The organism is Bradyrhizobium sp. 35 (assembly GCF_023073215.1).
Lineage (GTDB): Bacteria > Pseudomonadota > Alphaproteobacteria > Rhizobiales > Xanthobacteraceae > Bradyrhizobium > Bradyrhizobium canariense_D.
In genome coordinates this window covers 37254-49667 of record NZ_JADPJC010000067.1, presented here as the reverse complement: position 1 = coordinate 49667, position 12414 = coordinate 37254, and the positions used below count along the sequence as shown (strand labels likewise).

The following is a 12414-nucleotide window of genomic DNA, read 5'->3' as shown; positions in this document are numbered from 1 at the left end:
TTTTGCTGTCCAATCCCATCCGAAACCTCCGTCCAAGCCGGAGGCTTCTTTCGCACGTTCATTCGAATTCTGAAGCAAGGGTATCGGCTTCGCGCTTACAGAAATCGGCGCCGGGCAGCTTCATCAACGTTTCGGAGCACCGGCTTGTGATTGCCGACGATCATCAACTTGAACTGCGGAGTAAACTCAAAAAAGTCCTGCCGCATAAACCGGGCGCTGATCCGGTCGCCTCCGGTCATCTGCTTGATCCGGCTTTCAGCCCAGGACCGCCCATCCTCTGTTTCGGATGCCGTAACCAGGCGAGCGCCACGAAGCATTGCCAGATCGGTAGGATGTTTGTCCGAATGACTGGCCGTGAAAGTGTCCATGGCGGCTGTAGCGCCATATTCCTGAAGGATGCCGGTCACGATGTTCAGGAAGACCGACTTGCCGTTGCCTCCAGGGCCATAAACAAAGACTAGGGCGTGCTCACGAGTGCTTCCCGTCAGGGCGTAGCCGCACCATTGCTGGAGAAATCGGATCAACTCTCCGTCACCGCCTGTCGTCTCAACTAGGAAACGAAGCCAACGCGGGCAACCCGCGGTACTAGGCGCCACCGCGGTGCACTTGGTAATGCCGTCGTCTTGGCGCGCCTCACGCAACTGCCCAGTCGTTAGATCGACTGTACCGCCCGGCGTGCCGAGCAGCCAAGGATCGGCATCCCAATACTCTATCGTTCTCGCAACGCGCGGATCAGACTTGGCGAACCGTTCGACGCCCGAAGCGAAGGATGTCTTGTTTGTAATGAAGCGTTTCCGCTCATCCAGATCCTCCGAAAGCTCCCGGGCAAGCTCCCGCGCCCATTGGAAGGCAACACCCGTCTGATCTTTCTTCCAGAAGACCCCGTTCCACCGAAACCACGCGCCGGTTGAGTGGCAGTACCGGAGGGACTCGCAATGACGCTCGACAAAGGCCGACGCGGCGTTGTCCTCGGTGACGATGTCGTTGGGCAGATAACGTTCAGAAGAAACGATTTCGGTTGGAATCATGTTCATTGATGCATCGCCTTCCAGGCGTCATTGAAGTCACTGCCGACATGCGAGCGGATCAGGTTCACCGGCCTGCCGGCGCCGAGATAGCGCTTCAGACAGGTCCGCACGTCACGGCGGCTCGTCGGATCGTTTTCCTCAAGGAGTGAAAGCTCCTTAACTGGCTTGATGATCGGGAAAGTCGCCACAGCCCCGCTCGAGCCGAGCGCCCAGATGGGCGAATGCCCAGCTGCGCGTGCTGACAGAGCTGTCTCGACACCCTCGCCAAGCGTCAACACGGTTCCGGACATTCGGTCGAGCTTGATCGCTGCCCCCCTCGCGATGCCGTACATTTTGCGATCGATCTTTTGGCCCGTGTTGCGATCCAGAAAGGTCCGATGGATGCCGCAGGGCTCGTCTGTCTCGATGTTGCGCATGAGGCACACCATGCCCGGATGCCGCGTGAATTCATCGAAATAGAGGGAGCCGTGGAAACGGATCACCCCACCGGCAACCTCGGTCGGCAATTCCAATCGGCGATATTCGCGCAGGTAGTGTTCAACAATGGTGCCGACCGGAGAGACGGACTGCCCCCATATGCGGAGGGCGTGCAGCTTCTTGCGCTCCCGATCGTGCTCGGGCCCTATGTGTGTAACCACCAGCGGCGTTCTGTTGTTCTTTCCGGGTAGCCACGCCGCGAGCCCCAGCTTGCCGCGAATGTAATCGCGACATTCGATTGCGTTGTCGCCCGCAAAGGAGTGAACGACGAAGCCGCCAGGTGCGCGTGCATTCAGCTTAATCGAAAGCGATCTGTCAGTCCTGCTGTGGCCGGGACCGGGAACGTTGCAGCTGTCGCGGCCGGTCACATCGCCGCCGAGAGCCGCCACTAGTTGGCGCGGTGAGAGGTTCATCGCATCACCTCCAGAAAAACCAGAGGTGCGATTGCTTCAGCCATAGCCGCGTTGACGGCGTAAAGCCGCATGAGGCGCGAGGCTTGCAGTTGAATCTTCAGAGCTGTATATTCCGCGGTGTCCGCCAAGACACAATTCGGAATCGGCCCGCAGCTCTGGCGGGCCTTTTCTTTTCCGGCCATGCGTTACGCAGCCACCGCAGCGGTTTTCTGCCGGCGCTCAAACGCCTCGATTTCATCGAGGTCAAAACGATTGCGGTTGTTGATCTTGAGCGGCTGCGGAAAGCCCATCTCCGGATTGTTCATCCAGCGCCAGATGGTTTGGTAGCTGCAGCCATACCGGGCCTTGATCTGCGGGCCGGTGAGATAGGTCTTAGTTGGGCGGTCCATTGGAAGTCCCTAACGCGGTTGTTAATGGGACTTCACGACTAAGCAGATGCCGGTCGTAAAAAAATATGGCTTTTACGATTTCGCCTTCATTTTAGTTCTGACGGCGTCCAGCGATATGTTGGCGAGCTCGGCTGGGGACAGTTTGGAGGCCCGCGCTTCCCGCACCATGAATGAATAAAAATCCAGGGCGCCTTTAGGGGTGTTCTTGCTCATCATGTTATTTCTGAAATTCTTAAGCTTCGTTGCTCCGATCTGGCCCCCGGCTTCCGATACTTTCAAAAGCGCGGCGTCTAGCGGCACCCCCATTTGCAGCTGGTCAGTAACGGCAACGGATGCGATGACCATGTCGAGAACTTCTTTGGGGAGCTTCTTGCCGCCGTTCTTGCCAACAACAATCTGCAGGGCTTCCAATAACGGGGTTCTTAGCTCATCAGGGGCTTCAATCTGCCTTAGAAAGGCGATCACAGCAGCAAGGCTCCGTTGGGCGCTTTCGCGCTTGTCGGTCTGATACAAGAGAGCGGCCTGGGTAAGCTGTAAAAGAAGCTCATCGATTGCGATATTCATTCTATCCCCGCAGCGCCACAACGTTGTTCGTCTGCGGGCTCAGGATAACAGCCAGCAAGCCCGCCAAAGCCTCGAATGCCGCCCTCTTCTCTTCCAAGTATTCGTACCGGTCATAGGTCTCCCGCACGCCGCCAATCACGTGGCCTAAGGCACGCTCAGCATGATCGGTCGCAACCTTGGCGCGGCTCATCAGGCTGCGGGCGGTGCGGCGGATGTCGTGCAGCCGCCACGAAGGCATGGGGTCCCGTCCTTCCCGCTTCCTGATCTCGGCAATGGCGGCCTCAAGGTCCCGCTTGGCCTTTGAGAACCCGCTAAACGGCTTCTCGCCGCCCGTGGTTGAGAAAACGAACCAACTGTTTGCCTTGATGCCCTCCGGCTTCTCGCCGATCAGCGCCTTCGCTGCCGCCGTAAGCGGGATGACGTGATCGAGCTTGGTCTTGTAGCGGTCACCGGGGATAGTCCAGATGTCACCGTCAATTTCCGATGAATGCAAGCGCGAGGATTCGTTGCGGCGCGTCGCGGTGAGGAGAAGCGATTTCACATAGGGCGCATAGCAGGACGGCTCCGCGACCCGCTCAAGGCCGGCCCACACGTCCCGGATTTCATCGTCAGCAAGCACCCGCTTCCCTGCCCGGTCCTTAGTCTTGGTTCGTGCCATGCCTTTAACGATGGGCGAGTTGAACTCGTCGTCGCGGGAGGCGTACCAGTTGAACGCTTTGCGGACATAGGCCAGCGTCCGATCCGCCATCACGGGGCCGCTCTCGTCGTCAATGTCGTCCAGCATGTTGACGATGTGAGAGCGCCTGACCTCATAGATGCTGTAGTCCCCGATATCCGGCTTCACCAGACGATCGAAGGTGCTTTCGTACTGATCAGCGCTGCGAAGATTGGGCTTGGCGTAGCGCTCGATGAACTGGTCCAGGATGTGGCTGACCGTCTTCTTGACCTTGGCTTCCTTGCGCTTCCGTTCCGTGCCGGGGTCGATACCGCGCTGCATCTTGACGGCGGCTGCGCTTGCACGCTGGCGGGCCTCCGTCACGTTGAGGGCGGGTAGATCACCCTCGGCCTCGGTCTCCGGCTTTGCGCCCTGCTCAAGCAAGGTGCCCAGCGTCAGCTTTCGGCTCTTGCCATCCGCCCGGTAGCGGTAGGCCCAGCTCTTTGCCCCGGTGGGCTGGATGACGAGGTACAGACCATTGCCATCGTGGATCTCTATCCGCTTGTCAGGATCGGCCTTTCGCTTGTGAGCAGCGGCGTCTGTCAGCTTGGGCATGAAGCACTCCGGGTAGCTCGTGGGGTAGCTGCGCCGGGGTGTTACGTTGTGTTACCCCGTAGGAGTAACAATGCTCTACTTTTGGCCGGGTAACAAGGGATTACAGCGGAAAATCCCCTGACCACGTGATGATTTGGAATGCTGTGGAGATATATAGATTTTGACTTTTAATCACGGGGTCCTGGGTTCGAGCCCCAGCGCGCTCACCAACACAATGAAGCAGTAATCCCAAACGCAACTTCGACAGAAAGCTCCATGTCGGCACTGTGTCGGCAGCTGGAATTCCGCTGCCGACGCGTCCTGCCGCCGCAAATGAGCGGCGCTTTGATGTCGGCGCTTGCCGACGAGACTCTTCCGGAAAACTGGTGTGCCCAAAGCCATTCCGCCCCAAATAGGCCGCCTCAGTTGCCGCTCTCTCAGACGGTGCCGACGTCCCGCACGCCGGGCTCCGCCTCGTCACCGGAGCCAGAGAACAAGTAAAGTAAAGCGGCGCCGGTCGTCCCCGCCTTAAGCGCGCAACCTTGATTTGCGCTCTCTCCCCGGCGACAGGCCAATCCTATATGATAACCAAAGGACCATCGGCAGGAGCCACTCCATGCTTGCCTCAATCATGTTTGGCTTGGTCATTGTCACCCTGATGATGTGGTGTGGGCGCGTGACCGCCAATTTCGCGGCACAGAGAGGCCGGTCTAGGCGCATTTGGTTCATCTGGGGAGCGCTGCTGTTTCCACTGTTTCCGGCTCAATGGTTCGTCTTGGGACTTCTGCCAAAGAAGTAAGGCCGCTTCTCAAACGTCCGCCTCTTTCATTTGCCTATCGGCCTGAGTTCCGGGCGGAACGAACGGACAGTCGAACGATTGCTCCTCTTGAGTAGGAGTTGCGTCATGCGTCATGCGCCGTCGATTGTGCCGCTGGATCGGCTCGACCGGGAGATTTACCTGGTGCTGGAAGACTTCGGCGCGCGCGCCGGCTGCTCCTGGCGCGAGACCGACGAGCAGGATACCGACATCGAGACCATCATCCGCGACCTACTCTCCGGGCAGTACGCGTATCCCGTCCGTATCGTCGCCTTCAACGCCATCGAGGGCTGGGCTCGCGATGCCACCAGCGAGATCGCAGATGAGCTTGCCGAGCGTGTCACGAGGAGCGAGATCACGCCGGCTTTGCAGGCCTTCGTCCAAGCAAATGCTTCCCGACCTTTTGCTGTACAACTGGCGCTTCCTCTACGGGGGCCGCCTGAGTTCAATCTGTGATCGTGATGTTGCGTGGGGATTGCGGTGCCAGTGCACTAAACAGGCACAGCCGTCGGAAGTTCGCGCTTCCCTTCGGCATGATTTTTTGGTACCAAATAAAATGAAACCAGCAAAAAAGATTCGTGCCAAAAAGCATCGCGGCCGCCCCGCTACTGGTCAAGGCGTCCAGATCGGCACGCGCTGGCCGGAGGCGACTGTCGCTCAGATCGACGCATGGGCGTCGGGGCAGGAAGACACTCCGGCTCGCTCTGAATCCATCCGTCGGCTGGTTGATATTGGCTTGGGCAAACCCGCCCCCGCCCTCGCGGTTACGTCTACCGCCAAGGCCTCGTCCGAGCGGGCTCGGGAAATGGCGGGTAATGCGATCGACAAGCTCAAAGACAACAAAGCGAGCCCGGATGACCAGGCCAGCCGCAAGCGGCGGCTCGTCAAGGGACCCGAGGAATTCCAGAATGTTCGACGCGACCGGCCAAATCGAAAATGAATTGACCGGCGCCCGCCTGGTCAATCTCGCCTGAAGGCAAAAAGCAGATGATCAAACCCAAACGGTCGGCCGCGCAACAAGTCGCGGACGAAGCCGATCGAAGGACCCTCAATCCGATAGGATCGAGACAGACAATAGCGGACAGCCAAGCCACTCCGGAGTTTCAGGAAAACCTCAAACGCCTGAAGTCCGAGCGGCTGGAGCGTGAGGCTAGACTGAATCCGAAGCGCAAGGTCTGATTTGAGCTTATCGACCCTTCGCCTCGCCTGGCTGGGCCGGTCAGGCGAACGGGCTGCTCGGATGGAGGGTGCAGAAGGTCATGGGAATGTTGAACCGACGGTGGATGATCTTCCTGCTGGTTTCCGTGGTGATTGTTTGCTCGATCTTCGCAGGCGCCCGGTACTATCTGAGCAAATGCCATGGCATGGATGCGTGCGCGGCCGCCGAAGCCGAGAGCCATGAGCGAGACAAGCCAACCGAGCCACAATAGTTTTCGGGTGAAAAGCCGGCTGCGGAGGCGGATGAAGCCACCGGCGAGTTCGCGAACGAATGGCAGTCGACCGCGATGACCGCCTACACCACGCCGCCGAAGTCGATGCCTTCCTTGGCGAGCGCCTCGGCTTCCTCGGCGGACGCTGTCGGCTTCGTATCGAGGTAGGGACGCTCAGTCGCCGGCATTATCGTGCGGATGTTTTGGCCGTCTGTCCGCGTGATGCGAGCAACCCAGCGCTTGGGGCCGTGCTCGACTTGCTGGATATGGTACTGCTTATAGGTAATCATGACTCACGGACGCAACTGACGCTAACGGCGGCTCCCTTTATACCCAACGGCACGCCGCCGAACAACGATTTCCTAAAGTGAGGTTAAGATCGCCGGCGTGAACCCGTTCAGCGATCATTCAGCCGCTCAGGCGTAGGCATAGTGCGATTGGGAGAAGTCCGATGATCGGTGCAGTTGTCGCAACCTTGCTGGCTCTACAGCTCGGTGAGGTTCATCAGGTTCAATACCGTGTCCCTGTGCACCCACCGCCGTGCGGCCACGGCTGGGACGTCAGCGCCCGCGACGGCATGTGCTACCCCAACGGCTACTTGCCGCCGCAAGAACAGGCCGCACGGCAGTACTATGGTGGCGGTAGAGGCTATGGCCATTATCCCGTTCCTTGCGGAAACGGTGCCGATATCGATACCCGCGACGGCCAGTGTTACCCGACCGGAACGGTTCCGCCGCAGTTTCAACAGGGCCGGCAAGGCTATTACGGCGATGATTATTACGAGCGCCGTCCGAGGCGCCGCTACTATTGAAAGACCCTCAGGGCAAACCGGCGGGCCCCTGATCATCGCTTCTTAGGATTCGCGGTGACAGTGCCGGAGAGCACTGTCACCAGCATTCCGTAGTTCCAAGTCGGGTAAAAAGCCGCGCTCACGTGAGCCCGCCAAGTGAGCGCGGACAAAGTCTCAGATCACCTGCCTGACCCTATCTTCAGCTCTCCGGGCCCGAAACTGTGGCAGGCACGCTCAACGGCGCTCCTCCAACTGAAACGGGACCTGCAGATTTCGACTGCCGAACCATCCGCTTGCGCATCGCTGCGGACAGTCCATAGCGCGCATGCGCTCTTCGAACCGAGGACGTGACGTCCGACATCATGGCATTTTGCAGCGAGTCGATCTTCGCAATCAGCGTGGACAGCTGCGAAGATACCTTCTTCACATCCACCCGTTCGTCCGTGATGCTCTGCCGCAGCGAAAGCAGCACCATCGAATCCGCCTGCAGCACAGCCGCGTTTTGTTGCAAGGCCTGATTGCTCTCCTGCAGCGAAGCCGTGTGTTGCTGCTGGGTCGACTGAATATCCTTCAAGGCCGCGACAACCGGATCCGGCTTTGGCGCTGAAGCCTCTTGGCGCGGGAGCAGATCAGCCAGGCTGCTCAGATTCAGCGATGGCAGGCCGGACGGCCATGTGTAGATCGCCGCGGCGCCGTTGATGGCCAGGGCACACACCGACAGCGCCATGACGGACGTCCGGCTGGATCGCTTGATCGGTTCCGGAGCGTCCAAACTTGCGGGTTCGCCGGCGGCGATGGCCGCAGCCAGTGCTGCAGGGTCGAGCTGTTCGACAAGGCCTTGCGTTTCGAAAGTCGCGGTCATGGCATTGACCCCAAATGAGCGAGCAACAGGAAGCCGTCGCCGGAACGTCCTCGCGACAGCTCCCTTACGCAGCACCCATCTACAACTGTCTAAAATTGTGGGCTTTTCAGCTTAATTCCACGTTAGCGGCCGCGGCCTGCTGCAGACCCCGCCACCCCCGGCCGACTACGGGGTCGTGCGAGGGTCATGACAGGCAGGCCGGTGCGCGAGCTCCTCCCGATCCCGGGAAGCCGCCCTGGTCCGAAGCGGATTTTCCGAAGTTGGCAGACGACCCCTGTTTTGCCCGACGCGTCAACCCGGCGTCTCCGCCGGATGCAGGACCGCCATGTGCCAAAAAGAAAGCGTTGCGCCAGCGGGACTTAGCTACTGTGCATGGGGTTGTTTTCGCGATTTTGGCCATCGCCTGCTCGTGCGCCGGGCCCCTGTCCCAAAAGCCGCGAGACAACCCGCTCAAAAAGTGTAGGATTCGACAAAACCGGGAGGAGCGGCATGTTTGAAATCAGCGGTTTCGACACGGCAGGAATCGTCAGCCTCAAGCGGCTGTCACTCGCCGCCGCCCTCAAGAAGGCCAAGGAGCTCATCGCCGACGGGTGCTGGGGCGTTCAGGTGATCGGTCCAGGTGGCCAGGTCTACACCTCGTTCGAGGAGCAAGCCGCGTAGTCGCCCGCCTTCGGCACCAGCCTTCGGCATCATTCGAAAAGCACCCGACCGATCGCGCGCCGCGCGCTCTGGCCGTGGCGGTGATCGACGTGAAAACCCCAGCGCCTGGTGGAGCGCTGGGGCGTTTTCAAAATATCAATCGGTCAAGCAATGAGGCCTTCGTAGCAGCGATCTCGACCATCGCTTGTGAACTGCTTCACACGGCCTTCGATCTTTCCACATCTTGACGAGGCTCAACTGCCGCGCGCCGTGCCGTTGCCAATCAACTCGTTTGGGAGCACGCTCTCTCCAGGCGCGCAGACGCCGCTCAGGGAGAAAGCCATGAAGGACACGGGCCTGGATCATCGCCACCGCGACAAGGATGGCGCGATCAGCAAGAAGCACGGCAACACGCTGGTCGGTACGTTGCGCAAGATCTACGGCAAGGGTTTTGCTGCCGGTTATCCGGATACGACTGAACTCAGCGAGGTCTTGCATCAGTTGAACGAGACATCGCTGAGCCAGTTGCGGCGCGATCACGACACCGGGCATCTCGGCCACAAGATCGACCACGTCCCGAAGTGACGGACGTCACGAGTCCCAACTTCAGGTAGTTGAATCAACTGGGCTGCCGGGCGTCTCGGCGAACTTGCCGTTTGAGCCCTCGCCGCCCGAGCGCTAGGATGAGCCTTTTACGGAGGCTCATTTGAAACAGTTCATGATCATCACCGCCATTGCACTCGCCGTGACGGCTCCCGCCCGCTCGCAGGCTCTCGTCGATCCCAACAAGGTTGCTCCCGAATATCGCGAGGCGGCCGAGAAGCGGCGGGCCGAGCAGATGCGGCAGCGCGAATGCGCGCTGAAGGCGGATCTCGAGAAGGTGCTGCCCAGGGATCGCACCGTCTATCTCAACCATTGCCTGGACACGATGGCGGCCAAGCAATAGCGCCTGATCGAGCGGCTTGGTGTCGCCGACGCGTTCAAGCTTTCTTCAGACATTTGGGATCACCTGACGATCCATTTTCATCAGTCATTGTCGATCGACCGCGCATGAGTTTCGTCCAGATTCAGTGCACGCGCTGCAAGACCGTATTCCGCGACCGCGCGGGACGGTTGCAGGACGGCTATTCCAGGCAATGTCCGAGCTGCGAGGTGGTGCTGTTCTTCGCGGAGGATTCACCGAACCCTCAGGTCAAGCAGGCCATGAAGCGCGCGCGCAAGGCTCGCAAGGAGCAGCGCGAAGCCGAAATGGCCAGAATGTCCGCGCCGCAACCGCGCGCCAATTTTTCGCGGGCCCACACCGGACGGATACAGCTCTCGTCGGAGGACGACGAGGAGGCCTAGCTCACCCGCGCTTCCGCGGAAACAGGCGGTCGCGGATATAGCGCGAGGTCGGCGTTAGGCGGATGCCGCGCGGCTTCTGCCAGACGGCGCGGTCGATCTCGTGCTTGTCGCCGATCGCGAGCCTGCCCTTGGCGCCCTTGGCGATGAAGATCGCGTCGCTCATCTTGCGGCCGGAACGCTTGTTCCTGGCCGTCACTTCCTTCCAGAGGCTGATCCGGCCGAGCTTCAGCTTGGGCAGCTCTTCCTTGATCTCCCGCCGCAGGCAGTCCTTGTCGGACTCGCGCGCGCGCTTGCGGCCGCCCGGAAACATCCACAGGCCGTCCGACCGGCGTCTGACCAACAATACCTTGCCGCGCTTGGCGGCAACCAGTTTGGAAGACTTCGCCATGTCCGCCGTAATCGAAAATAGAATCGAGCCCATGGTAACTTGTCTAGTCGGATAGACAAGTTCCGGATGGATCTTGATCACCCGGGCCAAGGCCGTCAGATCTGATTAAACCCGGCAGGCCGATCCCGCCGTTCGAGGCGCCAGATCAGCCCTCGCCCGCCGCTGTGCCCGCCCTTGCCCCCGCCTCTGCCCGGTCCTCCGTCCTGATCCAGGCCATCATCATCTCCCAGGCCACCGACAGGATGATCGGGCCGATGAACAGGCCGACGATGCCGTGGGCGAGCGTGCCACCGATCACGCCGACGAAGATGACGATGGTCGGCGTGGTCAGGCCGCGCCCCATCACCAGCGGCTTCAACATGGTGTCGAGGAAACCGACGAGGACGAGAAACACGGTGAGCAGCAGCGCGGTGGTGACGTCCTTGGCGGTCCAGATCCAGATGATCACCGGCAGCAGCACCAGGAAGGCGCCGATCTGCACGATCGAGAGCAGCAGCACAATGAAGGCGAGCAGGCCGGCGCTCGGCACCGCGGCAAGCTTGAAGCCGATGCCGGCGAGCAATGCCTGCACGATCGCGACGCCGATCACGCCTTGCGCCACGGCGCGGATGGTCGCGCCCGCGAGCCCCAGGAAATGCTCGCTCTGTTCGGGCACGATGCGAAACAGGAAACCGCGGCCGGCCGCAACCAGCCGCGGCCCGTGCGGAAACAGGAAGCCGGCCACGAACACCGAGACCAGGAACTGGAGCGTGCCGACGCCGGCATCGCCCGCGAGCGACAAGAGCGGTCCCGCCAGCGGCTGGAGATACGGCGCCACCTCGCGGAGCACTGCGCGGATGTTGTTGTAGGCCTGCTCCCAGAGGTCGAATAACCAGGGGCCAACGACCGGCCACGACTTGAGCTGCTCCGGCGCCGATTGAAGCGCGAGGTCGCCGGTGCCGAGCTGGTGCGCCAGCTCGCGCACTCCGTCCACTGCGCTGATACCGAGCCAGGTCGCAGGACCGATGACGATGCCGAGCGTGATCAGGGTCAGGATCGCCGCTGCGGTCTTGGGCCGGCCGCCGAGGATCTTGGCGACCCAGCTGAAGGCCGGGTAGAACGCGACCGCGAGCACGCCGCTCCAGGCAAGGATCGGCACGAAGGGGCGGATGATCAGCAAGGTCCAGATGATCAGCAGGCCGAGCAGGCCGACGCGGATCACGAGCTGGATGATGTCCTCGCCCGTCAGGAGCTGACGCAGACTTTTCACGGGCACGGCTTTCCTTGCGGCATTGACGCGGGTTCCGGCACTTGCGCGGCCCCGCGTTATTGCCAGCCGCGCACCCGGCGTCAAGACGCCGGGCCGGCACGAGCCGGCGATTAGGAACGCATCGGGCCATTCTGCATTCCGAGACGATGGCACGCCGCCCCAGAGAGCCCGTCGCACACGCGGGAATTCACCGCGGCATCCGCTTTTCGCTGAAGCCAAACGGCGCACCGGGCTATTGGCGCTACGCCTATGCCGTCGGCGACAGGGCCCGCACCGGGCGCGTGCAAGGCAGGCTGCCGTTGCTCGCCATCAGGCGCGTGCAGATGTGCATCGACCGGGACATGCGAAGCATCCGGACCGGCGATTGATCTTGCGGCGGCGCCGTGGGCGAGCGCCGGCAAGGTGCGCGACGTGATGCCGGCTTGGCTAACGGTGATTAACCGGATTTCGGCCGACCGGTTTACGTCGATGCAAAGGCGTGCACCTACGCTTCCATCGAGGTCCCTCAAACCACTTCGGTGCAATGGCCAATACCATCTGGACGATCGAAGAATTCACCTGCGCGGGTTGCAGCATGAACTACACGGCGACAAGGGAGGAGCACGCCGAAGCGCATTCCGGCACCTTCAAGTGCAGCATCTGCAGCGGCGTGGTGCACACATGGTCCGGCAAACATCATTTCTTCGGCTGGGAAGCGGTGAAAACCAAGCCACCCGTGTTCGGAAGGCGTTGGGCCGGAGCCGGCGGGTAGACTGCTTCCACCGGACCCAGACCA

General features: G+C 60.9%; 20 protein-coding genes and 1 pseudogene. 11 read left to right on the top strand and 10 right to left on the bottom strand.

The features are described 5' to 3' along the window. Positions 1 to 101: 101 nt before the first annotated feature. The 6 genes and pseudogenes from IVB36_RS14880 to IVB36_RS14855 all read right to left on the bottom strand — a co-directional run. Positions 102 to 1034 (bottom strand): annotated as a pseudogene (locus tag IVB36_RS14880) (phage/plasmid primase, P4 family); the annotation flags it as partial. Next, positions 1031 to 1918 carry a toprim domain-containing protein gene (locus IVB36_RS14875; protein WP_247392020.1) on the bottom strand — a complete coding sequence of 296 codons (888 nt, stop codon included), beginning with the start codon at positions 1916 to 1918 and terminating at the stop codon, positions 1031 to 1033. The pseudogene IVB36_RS14880 and the gene IVB36_RS14875, both read right to left, overlap by 4 nt. Then, complete coding sequence (locus IVB36_RS14870) at positions 1915 to 2100, bottom strand: hypothetical protein (protein WP_247392019.1); 186 nt, start codon at positions 2098 to 2100, stop codon at positions 1915 to 1917. The genes IVB36_RS14875 and IVB36_RS14870 overlap by 4 nt, the downstream gene beginning before the upstream one ends. A gap of 3 nt (positions 2101 to 2103) precedes the next feature. Then, entirely contained in the window at positions 2104 to 2307 is a 204-nt protein-coding gene (locus IVB36_RS14865; protein WP_247392013.1) for a DNA-binding protein, read from the bottom strand. 72 nt (positions 2308 to 2379) lie between these two features. Continuing rightward, positions 2380 to 2871, bottom strand: a complete 492-nt coding sequence (locus tag IVB36_RS14860) for a hypothetical protein (RefSeq protein ID WP_247392011.1) — start codon at positions 2869 to 2871, stop codon at positions 2380 to 2382. 1 nt (position 2872) lies between these two features. Further along, positions 2873 to 4141 (bottom strand): site-specific integrase, encoded by a 1269-nt coding sequence (locus IVB36_RS14855; protein WP_247392010.1) that lies wholly within the window; start codon positions 4139 to 4141, stop codon positions 2873 to 2875. 883 nt (positions 4142 to 5024) lie between these two features. Between IVB36_RS14855 and IVB36_RS14850 the strand changes: the two genes are divergently transcribed. The 4 genes from IVB36_RS14850 to IVB36_RS14835 all read left to right on the top strand — a co-directional run bounded on the left by IVB36_RS14850 (position 5025) and on the right by IVB36_RS14835 (position 6367). Further along, on the top strand, positions 5025 to 5393 hold the full coding sequence (locus IVB36_RS14850; protein ID WP_247370379.1) for a hypothetical protein: 369 nt from the start codon (positions 5025 to 5027) through the stop codon (positions 5391 to 5393). A gap of 100 nt (positions 5394 to 5493) precedes the next feature. Next, entirely contained in the window at positions 5494 to 5877 is a 384-nt protein-coding gene (locus IVB36_RS14845) for a hypothetical protein (RefSeq protein WP_085384048.1), read from the top strand. A 47-nt stretch (positions 5878 to 5924) separates the two neighbouring features. Next, positions 5925 to 6116, top strand: a complete 192-nt coding sequence (locus IVB36_RS14840; protein ID WP_018457953.1) for a hypothetical protein — start codon at positions 5925 to 5927, stop codon at positions 6114 to 6116. A 68-nt stretch (positions 6117 to 6184) separates the two neighbouring features. Continuing rightward, a complete protein-coding gene (locus IVB36_RS14835; protein ID WP_018457954.1) occupies positions 6185 to 6367 on the top strand; it encodes a hypothetical protein in 183 nt (60 codons plus the stop codon). 83 nt (positions 6368 to 6450) lie between these two features. On the opposite strand, the gene IVB36_RS14830 is transcribed toward IVB36_RS14835, so the two are convergent. Further along, entirely contained in the window at positions 6451 to 6657 is a 207-nt protein-coding gene (locus tag IVB36_RS14830) for a hypothetical protein (protein ID WP_026233466.1), read from the bottom strand. A 161-nt stretch (positions 6658 to 6818) separates the two neighbouring features. Between IVB36_RS14830 and IVB36_RS14825 the strand changes: the two genes are divergently transcribed. After that, positions 6819 to 7178, top strand: a complete 360-nt coding sequence (locus tag IVB36_RS14825) for a hypothetical protein (RefSeq protein WP_143273397.1) — start codon at positions 6819 to 6821, stop codon at positions 7176 to 7178. A gap of 178 nt (positions 7179 to 7356) precedes the next feature. On the opposite strand, the gene IVB36_RS14820 is transcribed toward IVB36_RS14825, so the two are convergent. Next, the gene (locus IVB36_RS14820) at positions 7357 to 8019 is read right to left on the bottom strand and encodes a hypothetical protein (RefSeq protein ID WP_085384044.1); all 663 of its coding nucleotides are present in this window, start codon (positions 8017 to 8019) and stop codon (positions 7357 to 7359) included. Positions 8020 to 8508: 489 nt separating this feature from the next. Here IVB36_RS14820 and IVB36_RS14815 point away from each other — a divergent pair, with 489 nt between their 5' ends. The 4 genes from IVB36_RS14815 to IVB36_RS14800 all read left to right on the top strand — a co-directional run bounded on the left by IVB36_RS14815 (position 8509) and on the right by IVB36_RS14800 (position 10002). Continuing rightward, positions 8509 to 8679: a hypothetical protein gene (locus tag IVB36_RS14815; RefSeq protein WP_018457957.1), complete on the top strand. Its 171-nt coding sequence runs from the start codon at positions 8509 to 8511 to the stop codon at positions 8677 to 8679. Between the two features lie 321 nt (positions 8680 to 9000). Continuing rightward, on the top strand, positions 9001 to 9243 hold the full coding sequence (locus tag IVB36_RS14810) for a hypothetical protein (RefSeq protein WP_007590794.1): 243 nt from the start codon (positions 9001 to 9003) through the stop codon (positions 9241 to 9243). 121 nt (positions 9244 to 9364) lie between these two features. Beyond that, positions 9365 to 9604 carry a hypothetical protein gene (locus tag IVB36_RS14805; RefSeq protein ID WP_026233468.1) on the top strand — a complete coding sequence of 80 codons (240 nt, stop codon included), beginning with the start codon at positions 9365 to 9367 and terminating at the stop codon, positions 9602 to 9604. A gap of 104 nt (positions 9605 to 9708) precedes the next feature. Then, entirely contained in the window at positions 9709 to 10002 is a 294-nt protein-coding gene (locus IVB36_RS14800) for a hypothetical protein (protein WP_018457960.1), read from the top strand. Position 10003: 1 nt separating this feature from the next. On the opposite strand, the gene IVB36_RS14795 is transcribed toward IVB36_RS14800, so the two are convergent. Beyond that, a complete protein-coding gene (locus tag IVB36_RS14795) occupies positions 10004 to 10390 on the bottom strand; it encodes an NUDIX hydrolase (RefSeq protein ID WP_026233469.1) in 387 nt (128 codons plus the stop codon). Positions 10391 to 10535: 145 nt separating this feature from the next. Further along, positions 10536 to 11645, bottom strand: a complete 1110-nt coding sequence (locus IVB36_RS14790; RefSeq protein WP_026233470.1) for an AI-2E family transporter — start codon at positions 11643 to 11645, stop codon at positions 10536 to 10538. Between the two features lie 140 nt (positions 11646 to 11785). On the opposite strand from IVB36_RS14790, the gene IVB36_RS14785 reads away from it, so the two are divergent. Continuing rightward, the gene (locus IVB36_RS14785) at positions 11786 to 12007 is read left to right on the top strand and encodes a hypothetical protein (protein ID WP_018457963.1); all 222 of its coding nucleotides are present in this window, start codon (positions 11786 to 11788) and stop codon (positions 12005 to 12007) included. 155 nt (positions 12008 to 12162) lie between these two features. Continuing rightward, entirely contained in the window at positions 12163 to 12390 is a 228-nt protein-coding gene (locus IVB36_RS14780) for a hypothetical protein (RefSeq protein ID WP_018457964.1), read from the top strand. Positions 12391 to 12414: the final 24 nt, after the last annotated feature.

Bases quoted from the DNA above. Each gene is read 5' to 3' on its own strand.
- IVB36_RS14840 (WP_018457953.1), top strand. From the start codon at position 5,925: ATGATCAAACCCAAACGGTCGGCCGCGCAACAAGTCGCGGACGAAGCC.
- IVB36_RS14845 (WP_085384048.1), top strand. From the start codon at position 5,494: ATGAAACCAGCAAAAAAGATTCGTGCCAAAAAGCATCGCGGCCGCCCC.
- IVB36_RS14875 (WP_247392020.1), bottom strand. From the start codon at position 1,918: ATGAACCTCTCACCGCGCCAACTAGTGGCGGCTCTCGGCGGCGATGTG.
- IVB36_RS14815 (WP_018457957.1), top strand. From the start codon at position 8,509: ATGTTTGAAATCAGCGGTTTCGACACGGCAGGAATCGTCAGCCTCAAG.
- IVB36_RS14850 (WP_247370379.1), top strand. From the start codon at position 5,025: ATGCGTCATGCGCCGTCGATTGTGCCGCTGGATCGGCTCGACCGGGAG.
- IVB36_RS14855 (WP_247392010.1), bottom strand. From the start codon at position 4,141: ATGCCCAAGCTGACAGACGCCGCTGCTCACAAGCGAAAGGCCGATCCT.
- IVB36_RS14865 (WP_247392013.1), bottom strand. From the start codon at position 2,307: ATGGACCGCCCAACTAAGACCTATCTCACCGGCCCGCAGATCAAGGCC.
- IVB36_RS14810 (WP_007590794.1), top strand. From the start codon at position 9,001: ATGAAGGACACGGGCCTGGATCATCGCCACCGCGACAAGGATGGCGCG.
- IVB36_RS14860 (WP_247392011.1), bottom strand. From the start codon at position 2,871: ATGAATATCGCAATCGATGAGCTTCTTTTACAGCTTACCCAGGCCGCT.
- IVB36_RS14780 (WP_018457964.1), top strand. From the start codon at position 12,163: ATGGCCAATACCATCTGGACGATCGAAGAATTCACCTGCGCGGGTTGC.
- IVB36_RS14785 (WP_018457963.1), top strand. From the start codon at position 11,786: ATGGCACGCCGCCCCAGAGAGCCCGTCGCACACGCGGGAATTCACCGC.
- IVB36_RS14830 (WP_026233466.1), bottom strand. From the start codon at position 6,657: ATGATTACCTATAAGCAGTACCATATCCAGCAAGTCGAGCACGGCCCC.
- IVB36_RS14795 (WP_026233469.1), bottom strand. From the start codon at position 10,390: ATGGCGAAGTCTTCCAAACTGGTTGCCGCCAAGCGCGGCAAGGTATTG.
- IVB36_RS14870 (WP_247392019.1), bottom strand. From the start codon at position 2,100: ATGGCCGGAAAAGAAAAGGCCCGCCAGAGCTGCGGGCCGATTCCGAAT.
- IVB36_RS14825 (WP_143273397.1), top strand. From the start codon at position 6,819: ATGATCGGTGCAGTTGTCGCAACCTTGCTGGCTCTACAGCTCGGTGAG.
- IVB36_RS14820 (WP_085384044.1), bottom strand. From the start codon at position 8,019: ATGACCGCGACTTTCGAAACGCAAGGCCTTGTCGAACAGCTCGACCCT.
- IVB36_RS14800 (WP_018457960.1), top strand. From the start codon at position 9,709: ATGAGTTTCGTCCAGATTCAGTGCACGCGCTGCAAGACCGTATTCCGC.